Consider the following 19,240-nt stretch of genomic DNA (forward strand, 5'->3'; position numbering starts at 1 on the left):
TCGCTCTGGCTTTTTATACAGTGACTGGGATTATATACAGTGAACGGCGCTTGGCAATCATCCTTTTGTGCGGCCCCGCTGGACGGTCATTCATCACCTGTACTACAAGGCACGGATAGCGCTGCCTACAGACCGAGCCGGATGTGATTAAATAGCGACGAAATAGATGACTGACCGGCCGGAAAACGAACCCGCAGGCTTGACAAGACATACCCTGAAACGTATGTTTCAAACAAGTGTTTGTCAGGCGGAGTAGCCATGGCCCAGTCGGAAACCGTTGAACGCATTCTCGATGCTGCCGAGCAATTGTTCGCGGAAAAAGGATTTGCTGAAACTTCATTGCGGCTGATCACCAGCAAGGCCGGGGTCAACCTCGCCGCCGTGAACTACCATTTCGGCTCGAAAAAAGCCCTGATCCAGGCGGTGTTCTCGCGCTTCCTGGGACCGTTCTGTGCCAGCCTCGATCGCGAGCTGGAGCGTCGCCAGGCCAAGGCCGACAACAAGCCAAGCCTGGAAGAGCTGCTGGAAATCCTGGTTGAGCAAGCCCTGGTGGTGCAGCCACGCAGCGGCAACGACCTGTCTATCTTCATGCGCCTTTTGGGCTTGGCGTTCAGCCAGAGCCAGGGCCACCTGCGCCGCTACCTGGAAGACATGTACGGCAAGGTGTTTCGTCGCTATATGCTGCTGGTCAATGAAGCCGCCCCGCGTATCCCGCCGATCGAACTGTTCTGGCGCGTGCACTTCATGCTCGGCGCTGCGGCTTTCAGCATGTCCGGGATCAAGGCGCTGCGTGCAATTGCCGAGACCGATTTCGGCGTCAACACCTCCATCGAGCAGGTGATGCGCCTGATGGTGCCGTTCCTCGCCGCGGGCATGCGCGCCGAAACCGGCGTGACCGACCAGGCCATGGCCGTCGCCCAATTGCGCCCGCGCAGCAAATCCACACCCGCCCTCGCCAAGGTTTGACCGCAGCGGGTGTGCGCGGCCGCTTGCATCCGCTAAGCTAGCCGCCATGTCGATTTCAGCTATTTACGTGCAACCCCTCCTGCTTACCGGAACCGGTAGGGGTGATGGGTTGCGCGCGTTATTTAAGGAAGGTTTATGACTGCTGCCCTGCAAGGTTCTTTGATGGTCGACGTGGCGGGTACCTGGCTGACGGCCGAGGATCGCCATCTGTTGCGCCAACCGGAAGTGGGCGGCTTGATCATTTTCGCGCGCAATATCGAGCATCCGCGCCAGGTCCGCGAGTTGAGCGCGGCGATTCGCGCGGTGCGCCCGGACCTGCTGCTGGCGGTCGACCAGGAAGGCGGCCGCGTGCAGCGCCTGCGCCAAGGCTTCGTGCGCTTGCCGGCCATGCGCGCGCTGGCCGATAACCCCAATGCCGAATACCTGGCCGAACAATGTGGCTGGGTCATGGCCACTGAAGTGTTGGCCGTGGGCCTGGACCTCAGCTTCGCCCCAGTGCTGGACCTGGATTACCAGCGCAGCGCCGTGGTCGGCACCCGTTCGTTCGAAGGCGACCCCGAGCGCGCTGCCGTGCTTGCCGGTGCCTTTATTCGCGGCATGAACAGCGCCGGCATGGCCGCCACCGGCAAGCACTTCCCTGGTCACGGTTGGGCTGAAGCCGACTCCCATGTCGCAATTCCCAACGACGAGCGCAGCCTGGAACAGATTCGCGCCAACGACCTCGTACCCTTCGCTCGCCTGAGCAAGCAATTGGCCGCCGTGATGCCGGCCCATGTCATCTATCCGCAAGTCGATGCCCAGCCGGCAGGCTTCTCACGCCGCTGGTTGCAGGACATCCTGCGCGGCGAATTGCAGTTCGACGGGGTGATTTTCAGTGATGACCTGTCCATGGCCGGTGCCCACGTGGTGGGTGATGCCGCCAGCCGTATCGAAGCTGCGCTGACGGCGGGCTGCGACATGGGGCTGGTATGCAACGATCGTGCGGCTGCCGAGCTGGCCCTGAGTGCGGCGCAGCGGATGAAGGTCAAGCCTTCGGCGCGGATTGCGCGCATGCGCGGGCAGGCTATTGCCTCGACGGAATACAAACAGGATCCACGTTGGCTGACAGCGCTTGGAGCGTTGCGGGATGCTCAACTGATCGAATAAGTATTGTTGAACGCTTGGTGTAGGAAACATCCGAATAAGGCTGTAGCTATCTCTTGCGGTAGTGTCAGAGTTGTCCTGCTTAAGTCCCATTGCTGGTGGCTGTAGAGTTCAGTTTCATGAATGACCTGATTGCCCGTATCGTCGAGTTGGATTGGCAAGCGTACTTTGAACTTCGCTCGCTGGAGCGCGGCTTTGAGTATGCCGGCCAAAATCGCATTGAGATAAAGGAATTCGGGCCTCACAGGTTGATCGCACGTTGCAAGGGCTCGGGCCGCAATGTCTATAGCCTGTCGATTGCCTTGGAGGATGCACCATCCCGTTTGACGGGCATCAGGTGTGTGTGTTCTTGCCCGGTGGCGACCAATTGCAAGCACGCGGCTGCGGTCTTGTTTACGTTGACTGTGCTGTACGAAGAGCTGAACGAGCCGAAAAAGCCGGTGGCTGATCGCCTGAGTCCGCAGCTCGAAAACTGGCTTGAAAGTATCCCCAAGCCCACCCCGCCAGGTGAGGCTGCGCCCAAGAACACCGGTACTTGTTTGCTGTACCAAGTCACTCCCGAGGTTTATTCCAGTGGCTGGACATTCGAGGTGTACCGGGCGCGCGTGACCAAAAAAGGTGAGTACAGCGATATCAAGCCCTTGTACTCGATGGATGAGACATTACGGCGTGCACCAAGCTACATGCATGAGCTGGATACGCGCATTGGTCGATTATTGTTGTTGGGCCGATCTTATGGCAGCTACGGCAGCAGTTTTCAGTTGGCCGGCGAAACGGGGGCCGAAATTCTCCAATTGGCGTTAAAAACCCAACGCCTGTTTCTTGAGCTGGGCCCAAGACTAGCGCTTAATCCCGGTCCGGCTCGCGCCGGTCGTTTCGATTGGGCGGTGACACCCGATGGCGATTACATCCCCCGCTGGACCAGCGATGGCCGTGAGTTGGATGATATGTTTCCGCTCAAACCGCTTCACTATCTTGACCTCGACAACATGGAAGTCGGGGTGCTCGAGCATGGTCTGGATGAGAATCTGGCCATGCATCTTTGCGGCTTGCCGCTCATTCCAGCTGATCAAGCCGCGTTATTCAGTCAACGCATCAGTGCGGTGTCCAAGGTGATTCCTCCACCGCTGGAGCTGACCGAGCGCGTCGTGGATACGTTAGAACCCCAAGGATGTCTTACCTTGGGAAGCGACGAAGCCTACGGTTACGGCCGGTTCCATTGGGAGCATCGCGCTGCGTTGGCTTTCCGCTATGACACCAGCCTGACCAGCGGCAAGGGCACTGAGGATATCCAGCTTCTCAAGGGCACCGAAACCCAGCGTATCCAACGCAAGCCGGCGGCTGAAAAAGCGCTGCGCAAGGCGCTCACCAAGATCGGATTCAAAGCGATCAATCGCCAAACTCGCGCGCTGCCTGAAAGCGCTGGGGAAATGTTCGATCTCCCCACCGATGAAGCCTGGCTGGGTTTCGTTGAAAACGATCTGGCGGCTTTGCGTGAAGCAGGGTGGGACATTGTCGTCCAACCGGGCTTTTACTACGACGTGGACGCGGTGGACCATTGGTATGCGGACATCGAAGAAGCGTCGGATAATGAATGGTTCGATCTTGAGCTGGGCATTGAGGTCAATGGCGAGCGGCATAGCCTGTTGCCAATCATGCTCGACTTGATGCGACGTCAGCCCAAGCTGCTCGATGCCGCCCACTTGGCCGAACGTAACGACGATGAGCGCGTGTTGGTGAGTTTGGGCGCCCGCACTCAAACAAAGGTTGCGTTGCCTTACGGGCGACTCAAGCCCCTGATGGCAACCCTCGGCGAACTCTACCTGGGCGCAACCGAAGGTGATGCATTACGGCTGAGTGCGCCCGATGCGGCTCGGCTCAGTCATCTGGAGACAATGCCCTTGGTGTGGCGGGGTGGCGAGCGACTGCGTGATTTCGCCAGGCGCCTCAAGGACTCCACCCATGCCCAGGTATCTGCTCCGGAGGGCCTGAACGCCGAACTTCGTGGCTATCAGCTCGAAGGCCTGAACTGGATGCAGACTTTGCGCGAGCTGGAAGTCGGCGGGATTCTAGGGGATGACATGGGCCTGGGCAAAACTCTGCAAGCTCTTGCGCACCTGCTCCTGGAAAAACAGGCAGGTCGATTGCAAACGCCCGCATTGGCCGTAATGCCTACCAGCCTGATCCCGAACTGGATCGACGAAGCCGCACGGTTCACGCCACAGCTCAGAGTCCTGGCGCTGCACGGTGCACAGCGTCAGGCTGACTTCGCACGCTTGACCGATTACGACCTGGTACTCACCACCTACGCGCTGCTGCCACGAGACCTTGAAGTCTTGCAGCCTCAGCGCTGGAGCGTGCTGATCCTCGACGAAGCGCAAAATATCAAAAATCCCAACAGCAAGGCGGCCCAGGCCGCTCGCCAACTGGATGCCGGCCAGCGGCTGTGCCTGAGCGGGACGCCGTTGGAAAACCATTTGGGCGAACTCTGGTCGCTGTTTCATTTCCTGTTGCCGGGGTGGCTGGGTGACAGCAAAACCTTCAATCGCAATTACCGCACACCGATTGAAAAGCACGGTAATGCGCAACGCATGCAGCACCTGACGGCGAAGATCAAACCCTTCCTGTTGCGCCGTAAAAAAGAACAGGTCGCCACCGAGTTGCCGCCCAAGACCGAGATCGTGCATTGGGTGGACTTGAGCGACGCCCAGCGTGACGTGTATGAAACCGTGCGCGTGGCGATGGACAAGAAGGTTCGCGACGAGATTGCCCGGCAAGGTGTCGCCCGCAGCCAAATCGTCATTCTCGAAGCGCTGCTCAAGTTGCGCCAGGTCTGCTGCGACTTGCGCCTGGTCAAGACTGCACCAGCGTCCAAACTGGCGCGAGCGGGTACCGGCAAACTTGGCAGTTTGATGGAAATGCTCGAAGAATTGCTCAGCGAAGGGCGGCGCGTCCTGCTGTTCTCGCAGTTCACCTCGATGCTGGCGTTAATCGAAGAGGAACTGAAGCTGCGTGAGGTCGACTATTCAATCCTGACCGGTGAAACCCTGGACCGGCGCACCCCCGTGAAAGACTTTCAGGACGGCAAGACGCCGTTGTTCCTGATCAGTCTGAAAGCGGGCGGAACGGGCTTGAACCTGACGGCGGCGGATACGGTGATTCATTACGACCCGTGGTGGAACCCGGCTGTGGAAAACCAGGCCACGGACCGGGCTTACCGGATCGGGCAGGATAAGCCGGTGTTTGTTTACAAGATGATTGCCAGGGGCACGGTGGAAGAAAAGATTCAGGCGCTGCAATTGGAAAAGGCAGCGCTGGCCGACGGCGTGCTTGAAGGGGGCTCCAGTGCTGGCTGGAAGCTGGAGCAGCGAGATATTGAGGCGCTGTTCGCGCCGTTGCCTTAAGCCATAATGCCAGTAACGCTTTTTGTAGGAGCGAGCTTGCTCGCGAAGAACTCAGGGCCACCGCGTTTATCCAAAATGAACGCGTTGCCTGGATTTTTTTCGCGAGCAAGCTCGCTCCTACAGAAAACCACTTTCGCTTAACTGGCTCAGCGCTTCTCTTGCTTGTTGGGCAGCGGTGCAAACAGCGCCTCGATATCCTCATTGCCCAACTGCCAGTCCCCAGTCGTTCGTCCATCCAGCACGCCCGCAGCCAGATCGGATTTTTCCTTCTGCAGGTGCTGAATTTTCTCCTCCACCGTGCCTCTGGCAATCATCTTGTAGACGAACACCGGCTTCTCTTGCCCGATGCGGTACGCACGGTCGGTGGCCTGATTTTCGGTTGCCGGGTTCCACCAGGGGTCGTAGTGGATCACGGTGTCGGCTTCGGTCAGGTTCAGACCGACGCCGCCCGCTTTCAAGCTGATCAGGAAAATCTGCAGCGTGCCGCTCTGGAACTCCTTGACGGGGGTGCGCCGGTCACGGGTCTGGCCGGTCAGCAGCGCGTAGGCGATCTGGCGTTTCTTCAGTTCAGCCTCGATCAGGCTCAGCATCGAGGTGAACTGCGAGAACAACAGAATGCGCCGCCCCTCGGCGAACAACTCGTCGAGCATCTCCATCAAGCTGTCGAGCTTGCCCGAGCTGCTGCCACGGGCGGGCAGGGTGGCGTCGTTGACCAGGCGCAAATCGCAGCACACCTGGCGCAGCTTGAGCAGCGCCTCAAGGATGATGATCTGGCTGCGCGCCACGCCCTTGCGGGTAATCTCGTCGCGCACCTTTTTATCCATGGCCAGGCGCATGGTTTCGTACACGTCGCGCTGGGCTTCGTTAAGGTCGACCCAGTGGATAATCTCGGTCTTGGGCGGCAGTTCGGTTGCCACCTGTTCCTTGGTGCGGCGCAGCAGGAACGGCTTGATCCGACCGTTGAGGTGCTGCAATCGCACCTCGCTGGCGCGTTTTTCGATGGGGACGCGGTAATCACGGTTGAAGCTTTTCACATCGCCGAGCCAGCCTGGCAGCAGGAAGTGGAACAACGACCATAGCTCACCCAGGTGGTTTTCCAGCGGCGTACCGCTCAGGCACAGGCGCTGGCGCGCATCCAACTCGCGCGCTGCTTGAGCCGCCTTGCTGGTCGGGTTCTTGATGTACTGGGCCTCATCGAGAATCAGCACATGCAAAGGCTGGGCGGCGAGGGTGTCGATGTCTTTGGGCAATAGCGCGTAGGTGGTCAACAGCAGGTCAAAGTCCTGCAGATTGGCGAAGTGTTTCTTACGCCCTGCGCCGTACAGGGCCTGCACTCGCAGTTGCGGGGTGAAATGCGCGGCTTCATCCAGCCAATTGGGAATCAGGCTGGTGGGCATGACCACCATGCACGGCCGATCCAGGCGTCCGGCATTCTTCTCCGTAAGAATATGCGCAAGGGTCTGCAAGGTTTTACCCAGGCCCATGTCGTCCGCGAGAATCCCGCCCACGTCCAGCTGGCGCAGCGACTGCATCCAGCTCAAGCCTTCCAGTTGGTAGGGGCGTAAGGTTGCATTCAGCCCTTCAGGCGCAGCACAGGTGAAATCCTGGATATCGCGCAGGCGCTGGGCGAAATGGCGAATTTTCTCGCCGCCTTCCCATTGCAGCGGCAGGTCTTCCAACGGGTTCAAGCGGATTGCATCGGCCTTGGCCAGGCGCAAGGCCGTGGTGCCCGGTTCCTGCAGGTAGAACTCGCCCAAGGTGGCCAGTACCGGCTTCAAGCGTCCGTAGGGCAGCGCCACTTGCAGCGGGCCGTGGCCGTTGGGCAGGCCGGGAATATTCACCAGGATCAACTCATCATCGCGGCGCCGTGCGAGCTTTTCCGGGTTGAGGATTTCGGTGTGGGAGCGCATCAGGTTCAGCAGGATCGGCAGCAGGCTCAGCCGCTCGCCGTTGACGATAATACCCAGCTCCAGGTCGAACCAGTCGCGCTCGGGGGCTTCATCGACGCTGGCGTACCAGTCGTCCACGGGGCTGAGGTCGAAGCCGAAGTCTTCATCGATTTGCAGCTCCCAACCTTCGGCCCGCAGCGTAGGCGATGAGTTGAGGGTGAAATTCAGCCAGGCGCTGTCATTGACCATCTCGAACAGCTCGCCGGCACTTTCCGGCAAGGCCTTGCTCTGGCGCGTGGCGATCTTGAAGCCGAGCAGGCGCAGTTGCTCGCGATAACGCTGTTCCAGTTCGGGGTGGCGCTTGATCCGCAGGCTCTGGGTTTCCTGGCGCACGATGATATCGGCGTTCTTTTGCCCGCTGACATAATTGCCCAGGTAGTTGAACGACAGCGCCGCACGATGCTGGATGTAACGCTGCATCTTGCCGTTGCGCGGCTCGAACGCGCTGAACTCCACGCTGGCCAGCCACAGGCGCGGCACCGGGTGCACGTCCTCCATGACCACCTGCGGCAGTACCTCGCGCTTATCCAGTACGGCCTGGAGTTTGCCCAGCAGCTCGGCATCCTGGGCCGCCGCCGGGTAGGCGAGGGTTTCCTGGACCTTGAGCAGCACCGCGGCGATATGTTTGCAATTGATGTGCACCGGACAGGTACAGCGGCTGTCGACCAGAATCAGCATGCCCTTGGCCGATTCGCGCAACGAAATGGTCTGCCGGTAAACGTTGCCACCCGAACCTTCGCAGTAGGCCGTGATGGTGCTGTCGCCGGACTCGACGATGCGCACCCGGTTCTCCAGCGCATAACGCCGCCCACGCTCCAGGCTTTGCTCTTTGAAGCGATTGGCCCAGGAAGGCGCCAGGGGTTTGGTCAGTGGCGATGTCAGGGGCATGGCGCTGGATCAGTCCTGCATGTCGGGCGGTGGTGCGCTGGGAGGCTTGGCGGTCAGCGAGGTGATCTTGATCAACAGCGCCAGGTGGCCGCCGTCCAGGTAATTGAGCTGGTTGTTCTTGGTGCGCACGTCCTTTTGGCTCAAATGTTCGCTGGCGATCACGCTGCCGTTGCCGTCGAACTGGTTGATCCAGAAATCGGCGTCGATGTCAGTGAAGCGGCCCAGTTGCAGGTTCAAGACGCCTTCGATGGGGAACTGACCGAATTGCTCCTGGCCGTCGGTGATCGCGATTTTCACTGGCTGCTCGCCCAGGCTCTGTTCCCAGGCTTTGTGCGCGAGCACGGTGTAGTTGGCGTCGGAGCGCAGTTTGTCGACGATGTTGCCCAGGCGTGGCGGGCTCATCCGCTCGCCCAGGCGCTGCGCGCCGCCATCCCAGTCTTCCGGGGCGGCGCGGCTGTTGATCACCGGCTCTGCATTCTGGCGCACCAGGATCATTTCCACCTGGTAAGGGCTGTCGGCAAATGCCGAAGGCGCAATGACCACCAACATCAGGCTCAGAATGCGGAACATGCGCATGGGGCGTCCTTCAAGCAGATTTCGGAATGAGGCGCTCGAACAGCGCCTCCAGGGTGTTGAAGCGTTCTTCGGCGCGTTCCATCGGCACCATGAACTTGAACAGCGTAGCCCCTTCGAACTTGTAACGGTTGGGCTGGCCCTGGATCAATTTGATCAGCACCAACGGGTCCACCGGGGTCTGCGCTTCGAATTCGATACGCCCGCCTTGCGGCCCGGCGTCGACTTTCTTGATGCCCAACTGCTCGGCCTGCAGTTTAAGCAGGGTCAGGCGCACCAGGTTCTTGGTCGGTTCCGGCAGCAGGCCGAAGCGGTCGATCATTTCCACCTGCAAGTCCTTGAGGCCTTCTTCGTCGGTGGCCGACGCGATGCGCTTGTACAGGATCAGTCGTGCGTGCACATCCGGCAGGTAGTTCTCGGGGATCAATGCAGGCAAGCGCAGGTTGATCTCCGGGCCACCGCCCAGCGGTTGATCGAGGTTCGGCTGTTCGCCCTTGCGAATGGCTTTCACCGCGCGCTCGAGCATTTCCATATACAAAGTGAAACCCACCGCCTGGATCTGGCCGCTCTGGCCGTCGCCGAGCAGTTCGCCGGCGCCACGGATTTCCAGGTCGTTGGTGGCCAGCACAAAGCCGGCGCCGAGGTCCTGGGTGTTGGCGATCGCTTCCAGGCGTTTTTCCGCGTCGGAGGTGATCTGCTGGCGCGGTGGCGTCAGCAGGTAGGCATAGGCCTGGTGGTGACTGCGTCCGACCCGGCCGCGCAGTTGATGCAGTTGGGCCAGGCCGAACTTGTCGGCGCGCTCGATGATGATGGTGTTGGCGCTGGGCACGTCGATGCCGGTCTCGATGATGGTCGAGGCGATCAGGACGTTGAAGCGCTTGTGGTAGAAGTCGCTCATCACCTGTTCGAGTTCGCGCTCGCGCATCTGCCCATGGCCGATGGCGATACGCGCTTCGGGCACCAGTTCGGCGAGGTCGGCGGCGCACTTTTCGATGGTCTTCACGTCGTTGTGCAGGTAATACACTTGGCCGCCGCGCAGCAGTTCACGCAGCAGCGCTTCCTTGACCGTGCTTTTGTTCTGCTCCATCACGAAGGTGCGCACCGACAGACGGCGCGCCGGTGGCGTGGCAATGATCGACAAGTCGCGCATGCCCGATACCGCCATGTTCAGCGTGCGCGGAATCGGCGTAGCGGTAAGGGTAAGAATGTCGACTTCGCTGCGCAGGGCCTTGAGCTGTTCTTTCTGGCGCACGCCGAAACGGTGTTCTTCGTCGATGATGACCAGGCCCAGGTTCTTGATCTTCACGTCGTCCGACAGCAGCTTGTGCGTGCCGATCACGATGTCGATCTTGCCTTCGGCCAGATCAGCGACCGCCGCGTTCACCTCCTTGGCGGACTTGAAGCGGCTCATCACTTCCACGGTCACCGGCCAGTCGGCAAAGCGGTCGCGGAAGCTGTTGTAGTGCTGCTGGGCGAGCAGGGTGGTCGGCACCAGGATCGCCACCTGCCGGCCACCGTGCACCGCAATGAAAGCGGCACGCATCGCCACTTCGGTCTTGCCGAAGCCGACGTCGCCACACACCAGGCGGTCCATCGGCTTGGGCGCGAGCATGTCGGCACGCACTGCTTCGATGGTGGTTTGCTGGTCGGGAGTCTCTTCGAAGGCGAAGCCGGCGCTGAATGTGGCGTAGTCGGCTTTCGGGTCGGCGAACGCATAACCTTCCCGCGCCGCACGACGCGCATAAATGTCGAGCAATTCGGCGGCGACGTCGCGCACCTGTTCGGCGGCCTTGCGCTTGGCTTTCTGCCAGGTCTCGGAGCCCAGGCGGTGCAGGGGGGCCAATGCGTCATCGCTGCCGGTGTAGCGCGCGATCAGGTGCAGGCTGGCCACCGGCACGTAGAGTTTGGCGCCCTCGGCGTATTCCATGGTGAGGAATTCGGCGGCCTGGTTGTCGATCTCCAGGGTCTGCAGGCCGAGGTAGCGGCCCACGCCGTGGTCGATGTGCACCACCGGCGCGCCCTCACGCAACTCGGTGAGGTTCTTGATCACCGCGTCGTTGTTGGCGTCGGCGCGTTTTTCGCGACGGCGGCGCTGCATCACGCGCTGGCCGAACAACGGGCTCTCGGCGATCAGCGCCAGGGCCGGGTCGTCCAGCAACAAGCCCTCATCCAATGGCGCGATGGTGATCGCCAGGCGCTCTTTGCTGCTGACAAAGTCCGGCCAGCTATCGACCGTTTTCGGGCGCAGCTTGAGACGTTCCAGCAGCTCCAGCAGCACTTCGCGGCGCCCGGCGGATTCGGCGGTAAACAGCACGCGGCCGGGGAAATCGCCGAGGAAGTTGGACAATGCTTCCAGCGGTTGCGTGGCTTTGGCCTGGATCGCCAGGTCCGGCAACGTGCCGGCCGGGAAGCGCTCGCGGCCACTGCCGGCGTCTACATCCTGCTGGCTGGCGACCACGCGTGGCCAGTTTTTCAGGCGGGCGAAGCAGTCTTCCACCGGCAGGAACAATTCGGCGGGTGGCAATAGAGGCCGAGACGGGTCGACGCGGCGCTCTTCATAGCGGTTGCGCACGTCGTTCCAGAAGTTTTCCGCGGCCTGCTCGATACCCGGCAGCGAGAACACCTGGGTGTCCTGGGGCAAGTAATCGAAAAGGGTCGAGGTTTCATCGAAGAACAGCGGCAGGTAGTACTCGATACCGGCCGGTGTAATCCCGCTGCTCAGGTCCTGGAAGATCGGGCAGCGACGGAAGTCCACATCGAAGCGTTCACGAAAGCGTGCCTTGAAGCGGGTGACCGCATCTTTTTGCAGCGGGAATTCACGCGCCGGCAGCAGCTTGATCGAGTCGACCTTGTCGATGGAGCGCTGGTTTTCCGGATCGAAGGTGCGCAGGGTCTCGATTTCATCATCGAACAGGTCGATGCGGTACGGCAGTTTGCTGCCCATCGGGAACAGGTCGATCAACGCACCGCGTACGGTGAATTCGCCGTGCTCGTACACCGTGTCGACATAGCGGTAGCCGGTGGCTTCCAGGCGCGTGCGCATCTGCTCCACGTCGAGTTTCTGGCCGACATCCAGCACCAGGCTGCTGCCCAGCAGGAACTTGGTCGGCGCCAGGCGGTGCAGCGCCGTGGTGATCGGCACCACCAGCACGCCGTGGGCCAGTTCCGGCAGGCGGTACAGGCTGGCGATGCGCTGGGAAATGATGTCCTGATGCGGCGAAAACAGGTCGTAGGGCAGGGTTTCCCAGTCGGGAAAGTGCAGCACCGGCAAATCCGGGGCGAAGAAGCTCAGCTCCTGCTCCAGCCGTTCGGCGCTTTGGCTGTCGGCGGTGAGCAGCAGGGTAAAGCGCTTGGCTGCGCTGGCAGCCTCGGCAATGGCCAGGCTCAGGGCGGCACCGGGCAGGTTGCCCCAGTGCTGTTTACCTGCCGCGGCAGGGAGTAGCGGTAGACGCAGAACGGGCACGGAAGGTTGAGCTCCAAGCGTTGCGACAAAGTCGGTAATTGTAACGGCCAGAGGTGCCGCCTGTCAGTTGCTGACTGTGCCTATTACGGTTTGTAGGAAATGTAGTGGCTAAGACAAACAATCGTTGGTTTTGACTCAATATGTAGTGCCAAAACGCGCGAATGTTTAGGAGGGTTACGGACAAGTTGGCCGCCTCGCCAAACTAGTGGCCTTCTGGAACCCGCGTGTTTCCTGGGCTGTAGCGTGGTGGTATTTTTTTGCAAGGGCTTTTTGTTGCCTGACGCGCATTGCTCAACCGGCACTCGGGCGACATAATGTAGCCCCTTTTTTCTGCCCCTACATGTGGAAGGTTCCCGTGACTCAGAAGCCCGACCAGTGTCTTGGTGAATGGATCGACCGTGAAGCACTCGCAGAAGCGATGATTCCGCTTATCGGCCAGCTGTACCGCAATAACAATGTGGTGAGCTCGATCTATGGCCGCAGCCTGATCAACCAGTCCGTCATCGCGATTCTCAAGGCTCACCGCTTTGCGCGCCATCGCTCTGCCGACGACAGCGAACTCTCCGTCCACGAAACATTCCCACTGCTTAAAGCCATGAGCGAGCTCAAGCTCGGCGCGGCTTCGGTAGACCTGGGCAAGTTGGCGTACAAATTCCGCAAAGAAGGCGCTGGCCGCAGCGCCGAGCAGTTCGTGCGTGAAGAAATGGCCGATGTGGTCGGCCAGCAGAACGCCGCTGCCCGAAAAGGCACTGACGTGGTGCTGTACGGCTTCGGTCGTATCGGCCGTCTGCTGGCTCGCATCCTGATCGAAAAAACCGGCGGCGGCGACGGCCTGCGCCTGCGGGCCATCGTGGTGCGCAAAGGCGCCGAGAACGACCTGACCAAGCGTGCCAGCCTGCTGCGTCGCGACTCGGTACACGGTCCGTTCAACGGCACCATCGTCATCGACGAAGAAAACAACACCATCACCGCCAACGGTAACCTGATCCAGGTGATCTACGCGAAGAACCCGTCCGAGGTGGACTACACCCAGTACGGCATCAAGGACGCCCTGCTGGTGGACAACACCGGCGTATGGCGTGATGCCGAGGGCCTGGGCCAGCACCTGGCCTGCCCGGGTGTCGACCGCGTCGTGCTGACCGCGCCTGGCAAGGGCAAGCTCAAGAACATCGTGCACGGTATCAACCACGCCGAAATCACCGCTGACGACAAGATCGTGTCCGCCGCTTCCTGCACCACCAACGCCATCGTGCCGGTGCTCAAAGCCGTGAATGATAAGTTCGGTATCGTCAATGGCCACGTCGAAACCGTTCACTCGTACACCAACGACCAGAACCTGATCGACAACTTCCACAAGGGCGACCGCCGTGGTCGCAGTGCCGCGCTGAACATGGTGATCACCGAGACCGGTGCCGCCACTGCTGCCGCCAAGGCGCTGCCTGAGCTGGCCGGCAAGCTGACCGGTAACGCGATCCGTGTGCCGACGCCAAACGTGTCGATGGCCATTCTCAACCTGAACCTTGAAAAAGCCGCCACCCGTGAAGAGATGAACGAGTACCTGCGCTACATGGCGCTGCACTCCGATCTGCACAAGCAGATCGACTTCGTCAATTCGCAGGAAGTGGTGTCCACCGACTTCGTCGGCTCGCGCCACGCCGGTGTGGTGGACGCCGAAGCGACCATCAGCCAGGACAACCGCGTTGTGCTGTACGTGTGGTACGACAACGAGTTCGGCTACAGCTGCCAGGTGGTTCGCGTGATGGAAGACATGGCTGGGGTCAACCCGCCGGCGTTTCCGCGCTAAGCATCAGCAGTAAATGAAAAAGCCCCGACTGGTTCGGGGCTTTTTTATGCTTGGGGTTTGTGCTGTGGCTGAAGGCCCTATCGGGGGCAAGCCCCCTCCCACCTTTGAATGTGTTCACAGATCAAAATGTGGGAGGGGGCTTGCCCCCGATGAGGGTGGTGCAGTCGACTCACTTCAGCAGCTTGCCACGCAACTCATCCGACAACCCCTTGGGCCCCAACCAGATACCCAGATAAGCACGCGCCAGTGCGTCGTTGCGACTGCTGAACACCACCTGCCCATTGATCTGCAAATTCAAGCCCCGGCCCGGCCGAAAATCCAGCGCATAGCGATCGCCACTGCGGATGTTGCGAAAGCTGGCGTGCAGCTGCTCCAGTTCCTGCTTCAATTCGGCGCTGGCCTGCTGGCGCTCCAGGGTGGTGTTGGCGGCCTTGATCACGTCATTACGGTCTATGTCGCGAAAGTAATACAGCTCAAGTCGCAGCGCCTGCTGCTGGTCCCAGGCCTGCTTCGCTGGGGTGGCGGCTGGCGCATACAGCGCAGCGGCGTACACATCCGCCCAAAGATAAGTGAGCACTGCCTGATTTTTCAGGGTCAATTCCTGAGACTGTCTGGGGAAGTTGGCCTGCTTGAGTCGGTCCGCATCGCTGGCGTGCGCGGTGATCGACAGCAACAGCATCAAACAGATAAAGAGTTGTCGCATAATGGCTCATCCTGAAATCGGCGCTGATTTGCGTGCTGTTAGTATGGCAAGACTGGCCTGCGACGCGACCAAGGGTTAATGTGCGCGGCGTTGAGGCTTATATAGACTGTGCCCCGGTTCACACACTTGAGCCAAATTGTCCTTCATGCCCGCTGGCCGCGGCATGATTTAGCCCGGCGTCCAACCGTACGCCTGGCCTGTTCTGAGGAGTACGCATGGCTGTCTACAACTATGACGTGGTGGTACTGGGTTCCGGCCCGGCTGGAGAAGGCGCGGCGATGAACGCTGCAAAGGCAGGGCGCAAGGTGGCGATGGTCGATAGCCGTCGCCAGGTCGGCGGTAACTGCACCCACCTGGGTACCATCCCGTCCAAGGCGTTGCGTCACTCCGTGCGCCAGATCATGCAATTCAACACCAACCCGATGTTTCGGGCCATTGGCGAGCCGCGCTGGTTCTCGTTTCCGGACGTGTTGAAGAGTGCTGAAAAGGTCATCTCCAAGCAAGTCGCTTCGCGTACCGGCTACTACGCCCGTAACCGCGTCGACCTGTTCTTCGGCACCGGCAGCTTCGCCGACGAGCAAACCGTCGAAGTGGTCTGCGCCAACGGCGTGGTCGAGAAACTGGTGGCCAAGCACATCATCATCGCCACCGGTTCGCGCCCGTATCGCCCGGCGGATATCGATTTCCACCACCCGCGTATCTACGATAGCGACACCATCCTGAGCCTGGGCCACACCCCGCGCAAACTGATCATCTACGGCGCCGGCGTGATCGGTTGCGAATACGCGTCGATCTTCAGTGGCCTGGGTGTACTGGTGGAGCTGGTGGACAACCGTGACCAGTTGCTGAGCTTCCTCGACTCGGAAATCTCCCAGGCGTTGAGCTACCACTTCAGCAATAACAACATCACCGTGCGCCACAACGAAGAGTATGAGCGCGTCGAAGGCTTGGACAATGGTGTGATCCTGCACCTCAAATCCGGCAAGAAGATCAAGGCCGACGCCTTGCTGTGGTGCAACGGGCGCACCGGCAACACCGACAAGCTGGGCATGGAAAACATCGGGGTCAAGGTCAACAGCCGTGGCCAGATCGAAGTGGACGAGAACTACCGCACCTGCGTGCCGAACATCTACGGCGCCGGTGACGTGATCGGCTGGCCAAGCCTGGCCAGCGCCGCCCATGACCAGGGCCGCTCAGCCGCCGGCAGCATTGTCGACAACGGCAGCTGGCGCTACGTGAACGACGTGCCGACCGGGATCTACACCATTCCCGAGATCAGCTCGATCGGCAAGAACGAGCATGAACTGACCAAGGCCAAGGTGCCTTACGAAGTGGGCAAGGCGTTCTTCAAGAGCATGGCGCGTGCGCAGATCGCCGGTGAGCCGCAAGGCATGCTGAAGATCCTGTTCCACCGCGAAACCCTGGAAGTGCTCGGTGTGCATTGCTTCGGCTATCAGGCTTCGGAAATCGTGCACATCGGCCAGGCGATCATGAATCAGCCGGGTGAGCAAAATACCCTGAAGTATTTCGTGAACACCACGTTCAACTACCCGACCATGGCGGAAGCCTATCGGGTAGCGGCCTACGACGGCCTCAACCGGCTTTTTTGAGCGGCTCCGGCCGGTGGCCTGAGCCGGCCGGGGAGACCGATTTCAGTAATTCCCGAGGGTGGCAGTGGCCAAACCGGGAAAGTCTGTAATCAGGCTATCTACGCCGAAGTCGGCGAGCCTGCGCATCAGCGCGGGTTCGTTGACCGTCCACACCGACACGTGCAGGCCCTGGCGCTGGGCTTTCTCCAGACGCTCAGGGGTGCACAGCGTCCAGTTCAAGGCCAGGAATTCACAGCCGTAGTTCTGCGCGACCTTCAACGGGTCGAGCCAGGCGTACTCGGCCACCAGCCCGCGTGACAGGTCTGGCGTGAGTTCAACCGCCGCTTTCAGGACTTCCCGCGAACTTGAGGTCACCGTGACCTTGTCCATCAGGCCATAACGCACGGCCATCTCGCGGATCGCCAGCACCGTTGTGGCGGCGCGGGTGCGCGAAGCACTTTTGACTTCCAGCTGCCAGTGATCAAAGTCGCATTTTTCGAACAGCTCTTCCAGGCGCGGGATCGGGCAGGGGCTGACCCAGCCTGGGCCGCCTTTGCGCGCGTCCATCTTCACCAGGTCCGCCGCCGAGTACTCGACGACCTTGCCGCGCCGGTCAGTGGTGCGCTTGAGGGTAGGGTCATGAATGACCATCAGCTCGCCGTCCATGGACAGGTGCAGGTCCAGTTCGCAACGGCGCACGCCGTGTTTGAGGCATTCCTGAAAGCTGGTCAGGGTATTTTCCGGTGCTTCGCCTTTGGCACCGCGATGGCCGTAAATCAGGGTCACAGTTGCTCCTTTGCGCCAGGATGGCTGGCGTCGTGAATACGCATTCAGAGATCGTCGCTTTGTTCTCGTGCCAGGCGGCGTTCCTGGGCCTGTTTCTGCAGGATGTAGCGCGCCAGCAGCTGGCGTTGGGCATCGGTCATGAATTCGAATTCGGTGCCCACGTCAAAGCCGTCGCCCTCGGGGTCGCAATGGGTGACCCGCGCCCGCAGCAGCAGGCCGAGTGCCTGGGGCATCAGCACCAGTTTGACCGCCAGGTGCGTGTCGGGGGCCAGCGGCGCAGGGTGGTGGAAGTCGATGCCGCCTTCGGACAGGATCACCGGCTGCGGCGCGCCGACTTCGCTGAGCAGCCCGCGCGCCATGACCTGGCTGAGCAGGTCCAGGCGTTTGTTCTGCACTTTGAGGAACGCTGCCAGGCTGCGGTCTTTTTCGTTGATCTGGCGCAGCAGGTGCTGGGCTTCGAATTCGCTCAGGTGCAATTCACTGAGCAGATTGAACAGCGGCGAATCATCCAGCAACACTTCCTTGCTCGCCGCATCGGGGGCCGAGAGGCTTTTGATTTGGAGTGCGATCATGTCGTCGATACGGTAGTATTCGCGGCGCTCTTCTTCATCTAATGTCGACATGGCGAACCCCAGGTAACGGTAATGGTCTGAGTGTAAAGCTGCTGACCAGACCCCGCCACCGGGACGTCTTCTTTTCCTCCGAACAAGCCCCGACATGTTCAGACCTCTCTTCGTATTTATCGGCACGCGTTATACCCGTGCAAAGCGTCGCAATCATTTTGTGTCGTTCATTTCCCTGACCTCGATGATCGGTCTCGCCCTGGGCGTGGTCGTGATGATTGTGGTGCTGTCGGTGATGAACGGCTTCGATCATGAGATGCGCACCCGCGTGCTGGGCATGGTGCCCCACGCGACCATCGAGGGCGATGCGCCCATCAGCGACTGGCAAAGCCTGGCCGACAAGGTCAGGCAGAACCCCAAGGTGGTGGCCGTTGCGCCGTTTACCCAGATGCAGGGGTTGCTGACCAACGACGGCAAGGTGCAGAAAATCCTGCTCAATGCGGTCGACCCGGCCCAGGAGCGCAACGTCTCGATCATCGACAAGTTCATGCTGCAGGGCAAACTCGACGCGTTGGCGCCCGGGAGTTTCGGCATCATCATCGGCGACAAGGCCGCGGCCAAGCTCGGTGTGAGTGTCGGCGACAAGCTGACCTTCGTCGCGCCGGAGGTCACCGTGACCCCGGCCGGCATGTTCCCGCGCATGAAGCGGTTTACCGTGGTCGGCACCTTCCATGTCGGCGCCGGCGAGATCGACGGCTACCTCGGCTTGACCAACCTCACTGACCTGGCGCGCCTGCATCGCTGGCAGCCGGACCAGGTGCAGGGCCTGCGCCTGAAGTTCAACGACCTGTTCGACGCCCCGCGCGGCGCCTGGGAAATCGCCCAGCACCTGGGCGAATCGCAGTATTACGCCCGCGACTGGACCCGAACCCACGGCAACCTGTACCAGGCCATTCGCATGGAAAAAGCCATGATCGGCCTGCTGTTGCTGCTGATCGTCGCCGTAGCCGCCTTCAACATCATTTCCACCCTGGTGATGGTGGTGAACGACAAGAAGGGCGACATCGCCATCCTGCGCACCCTTGGCGCCACGCCGGGGCAGATCATGGCGATCTTCATGGTGCAGGGCACGGTGATCGGCGTGGTTGGCACCCTGATCGGCACCGCCGTGGGGATCCTGGCCGCACTGAATGTCAGCGCCGCCATCGCCGCGCTGGAAAACGTGCTCGGCCACAAATTCCTCAACGCCGACGTCTACTTCATCGACTACTTGCCGTCCCAGGTTCAGGCCCAGGACGTGCTGATGGTGGGCGGCGCCGCGTTGGTCCTGAGTTTCCTTGCCACCCTGTATCCAGCCTGGCGCGCGGCACGCACCCAGCCAGCACAGGCATTACGTTATGAGTGAATCG

General features: G+C 60.7%; 12 protein-coding genes. 6 read left to right on the forward strand and 6 right to left on the reverse strand.

What is annotated here, in order from left to right:
- Nucleotides 1–258: 258 nt before the first annotated feature.
- The 3 genes from SC318_RS07725 to SC318_RS07735 all read left to right on the forward strand — a co-directional run bounded on the left by SC318_RS07725 (nucleotide 259) and on the right by SC318_RS07735 (nucleotide 5,513).
- On the forward strand, nucleotides 259–966 hold the full coding sequence (locus tag SC318_RS07725; RefSeq protein WP_065886340.1) for a TetR/AcrR family transcriptional regulator: 708 nt from the start codon (nucleotides 259–261) through the stop codon (nucleotides 964–966).
- Between the two features lie 135 nt (nucleotides 967–1,101).
- Entirely contained in the window at nucleotides 1,102–2,112 is a 1,011-nt protein-coding gene (gene nagZ, locus SC318_RS07730) for a beta-N-acetylhexosaminidase (protein WP_306492094.1), read from the forward strand.
- 116 nt (nucleotides 2,113–2,228) lie between these two features.
- Nucleotides 2,229–5,513, forward strand: a complete 3,285-nt coding sequence (locus SC318_RS07735; RefSeq protein WP_320430277.1) for a DEAD/DEAH box helicase — start codon at nucleotides 2,229–2,231, stop codon at nucleotides 5,511–5,513.
- A 146-nt stretch (nucleotides 5,514–5,659) separates the two neighbouring features.
- Here the strand turns inward: SC318_RS07735 and SC318_RS07740 are convergent, their stop codons facing one another.
- Genes SC318_RS07740 through mfd form a run of 3 tightly spaced genes read right to left on the reverse strand, consistent with a single transcriptional unit; the run spans nucleotide 5,660 to nucleotide 12,386 of the window.
- Nucleotides 5,660–8,350, reverse strand: coding sequence for a DEAD/DEAH box helicase (locus tag SC318_RS07740; protein ID WP_320430278.1), 2,691 nt, complete (start codon nucleotides 8,348–8,350; stop codon nucleotides 5,660–5,662).
- A 9-nt stretch (nucleotides 8,351–8,359) separates the two neighbouring features.
- Entirely contained in the window at nucleotides 8,360–8,926 is a 567-nt protein-coding gene (locus SC318_RS07745) for a CsiV family protein (protein ID WP_320430279.1), read from the reverse strand.
- Between the two features lie 10 nt (nucleotides 8,927–8,936).
- On the reverse strand, nucleotides 8,937–12,386 hold the full coding sequence (gene mfd, locus SC318_RS07750) for a transcription-repair coupling factor (RefSeq protein WP_320430280.1): 3,450 nt from the start codon (nucleotides 12,384–12,386) through the stop codon (nucleotides 8,937–8,939).
- Between the two features lie 340 nt (nucleotides 12,387–12,726).
- Here mfd and SC318_RS07755 point away from each other — a divergent pair, with 340 nt between their 5' ends.
- Nucleotides 12,727–14,190, forward strand: a complete 1,464-nt coding sequence (locus SC318_RS07755; RefSeq protein WP_306492099.1) for a glyceraldehyde-3-phosphate dehydrogenase — start codon at nucleotides 12,727–12,729, stop codon at nucleotides 14,188–14,190.
- A 169-nt stretch (nucleotides 14,191–14,359) separates the two neighbouring features.
- On the opposite strand, the gene SC318_RS07760 is transcribed toward SC318_RS07755, so the two are convergent.
- Nucleotides 14,360–14,893 carry a chalcone isomerase family protein gene (locus SC318_RS07760; protein WP_320430281.1) on the reverse strand — a complete coding sequence of 178 codons (534 nt, stop codon included), beginning with the start codon at nucleotides 14,891–14,893 and terminating at the stop codon, nucleotides 14,360–14,362.
- A gap of 215 nt (nucleotides 14,894–15,108) precedes the next feature.
- On the opposite strand from SC318_RS07760, the gene sthA reads away from it, so the two are divergent.
- Nucleotides 15,109–16,503, forward strand: a complete 1,395-nt coding sequence (gene sthA, locus SC318_RS07765) for a Si-specific NAD(P)(+) transhydrogenase (RefSeq protein ID WP_003189670.1) — start codon at nucleotides 15,109–15,111, stop codon at nucleotides 16,501–16,503.
- Nucleotides 16,504–16,545: 42 nt separating this feature from the next.
- On the opposite strand, the gene SC318_RS07770 is transcribed toward sthA, so the two are convergent.
- Together SC318_RS07770 and SC318_RS07775 are read right to left on the reverse strand one after the other, a co-directional pair.
- Nucleotides 16,546–17,268 (reverse strand): glycerophosphodiester phosphodiesterase, encoded by a 723-nt coding sequence (locus SC318_RS07770; protein WP_306492101.1) that lies wholly within the window; start codon nucleotides 17,266–17,268, stop codon nucleotides 16,546–16,548.
- 44 nt (nucleotides 17,269–17,312) lie between these two features.
- Nucleotides 17,313–17,891 carry a PilZ domain-containing protein gene (locus tag SC318_RS07775; protein WP_320430282.1) on the reverse strand — a complete coding sequence of 193 codons (579 nt, stop codon included), beginning with the start codon at nucleotides 17,889–17,891 and terminating at the stop codon, nucleotides 17,313–17,315.
- A 94-nt stretch (nucleotides 17,892–17,985) separates the two neighbouring features.
- On the opposite strand from SC318_RS07775, the gene SC318_RS07780 reads away from it, so the two are divergent.
- Nucleotides 17,986–19,236, forward strand: coding sequence for a lipoprotein-releasing ABC transporter permease subunit (locus SC318_RS07780; RefSeq protein ID WP_320430283.1), 1,251 nt, complete (start codon nucleotides 17,986–17,988; stop codon nucleotides 19,234–19,236).
- The last annotated feature ends 4 nt before the right edge of the window (nucleotides 19,237–19,240 follow it).

The sequence above is a fragment of the Pseudomonas sp. MUP55 genome (assembly GCF_034043515.1).
Taxonomy (GTDB): domain Bacteria; phylum Pseudomonadota; class Gammaproteobacteria; order Pseudomonadales; family Pseudomonadaceae; genus Aquipseudomonas.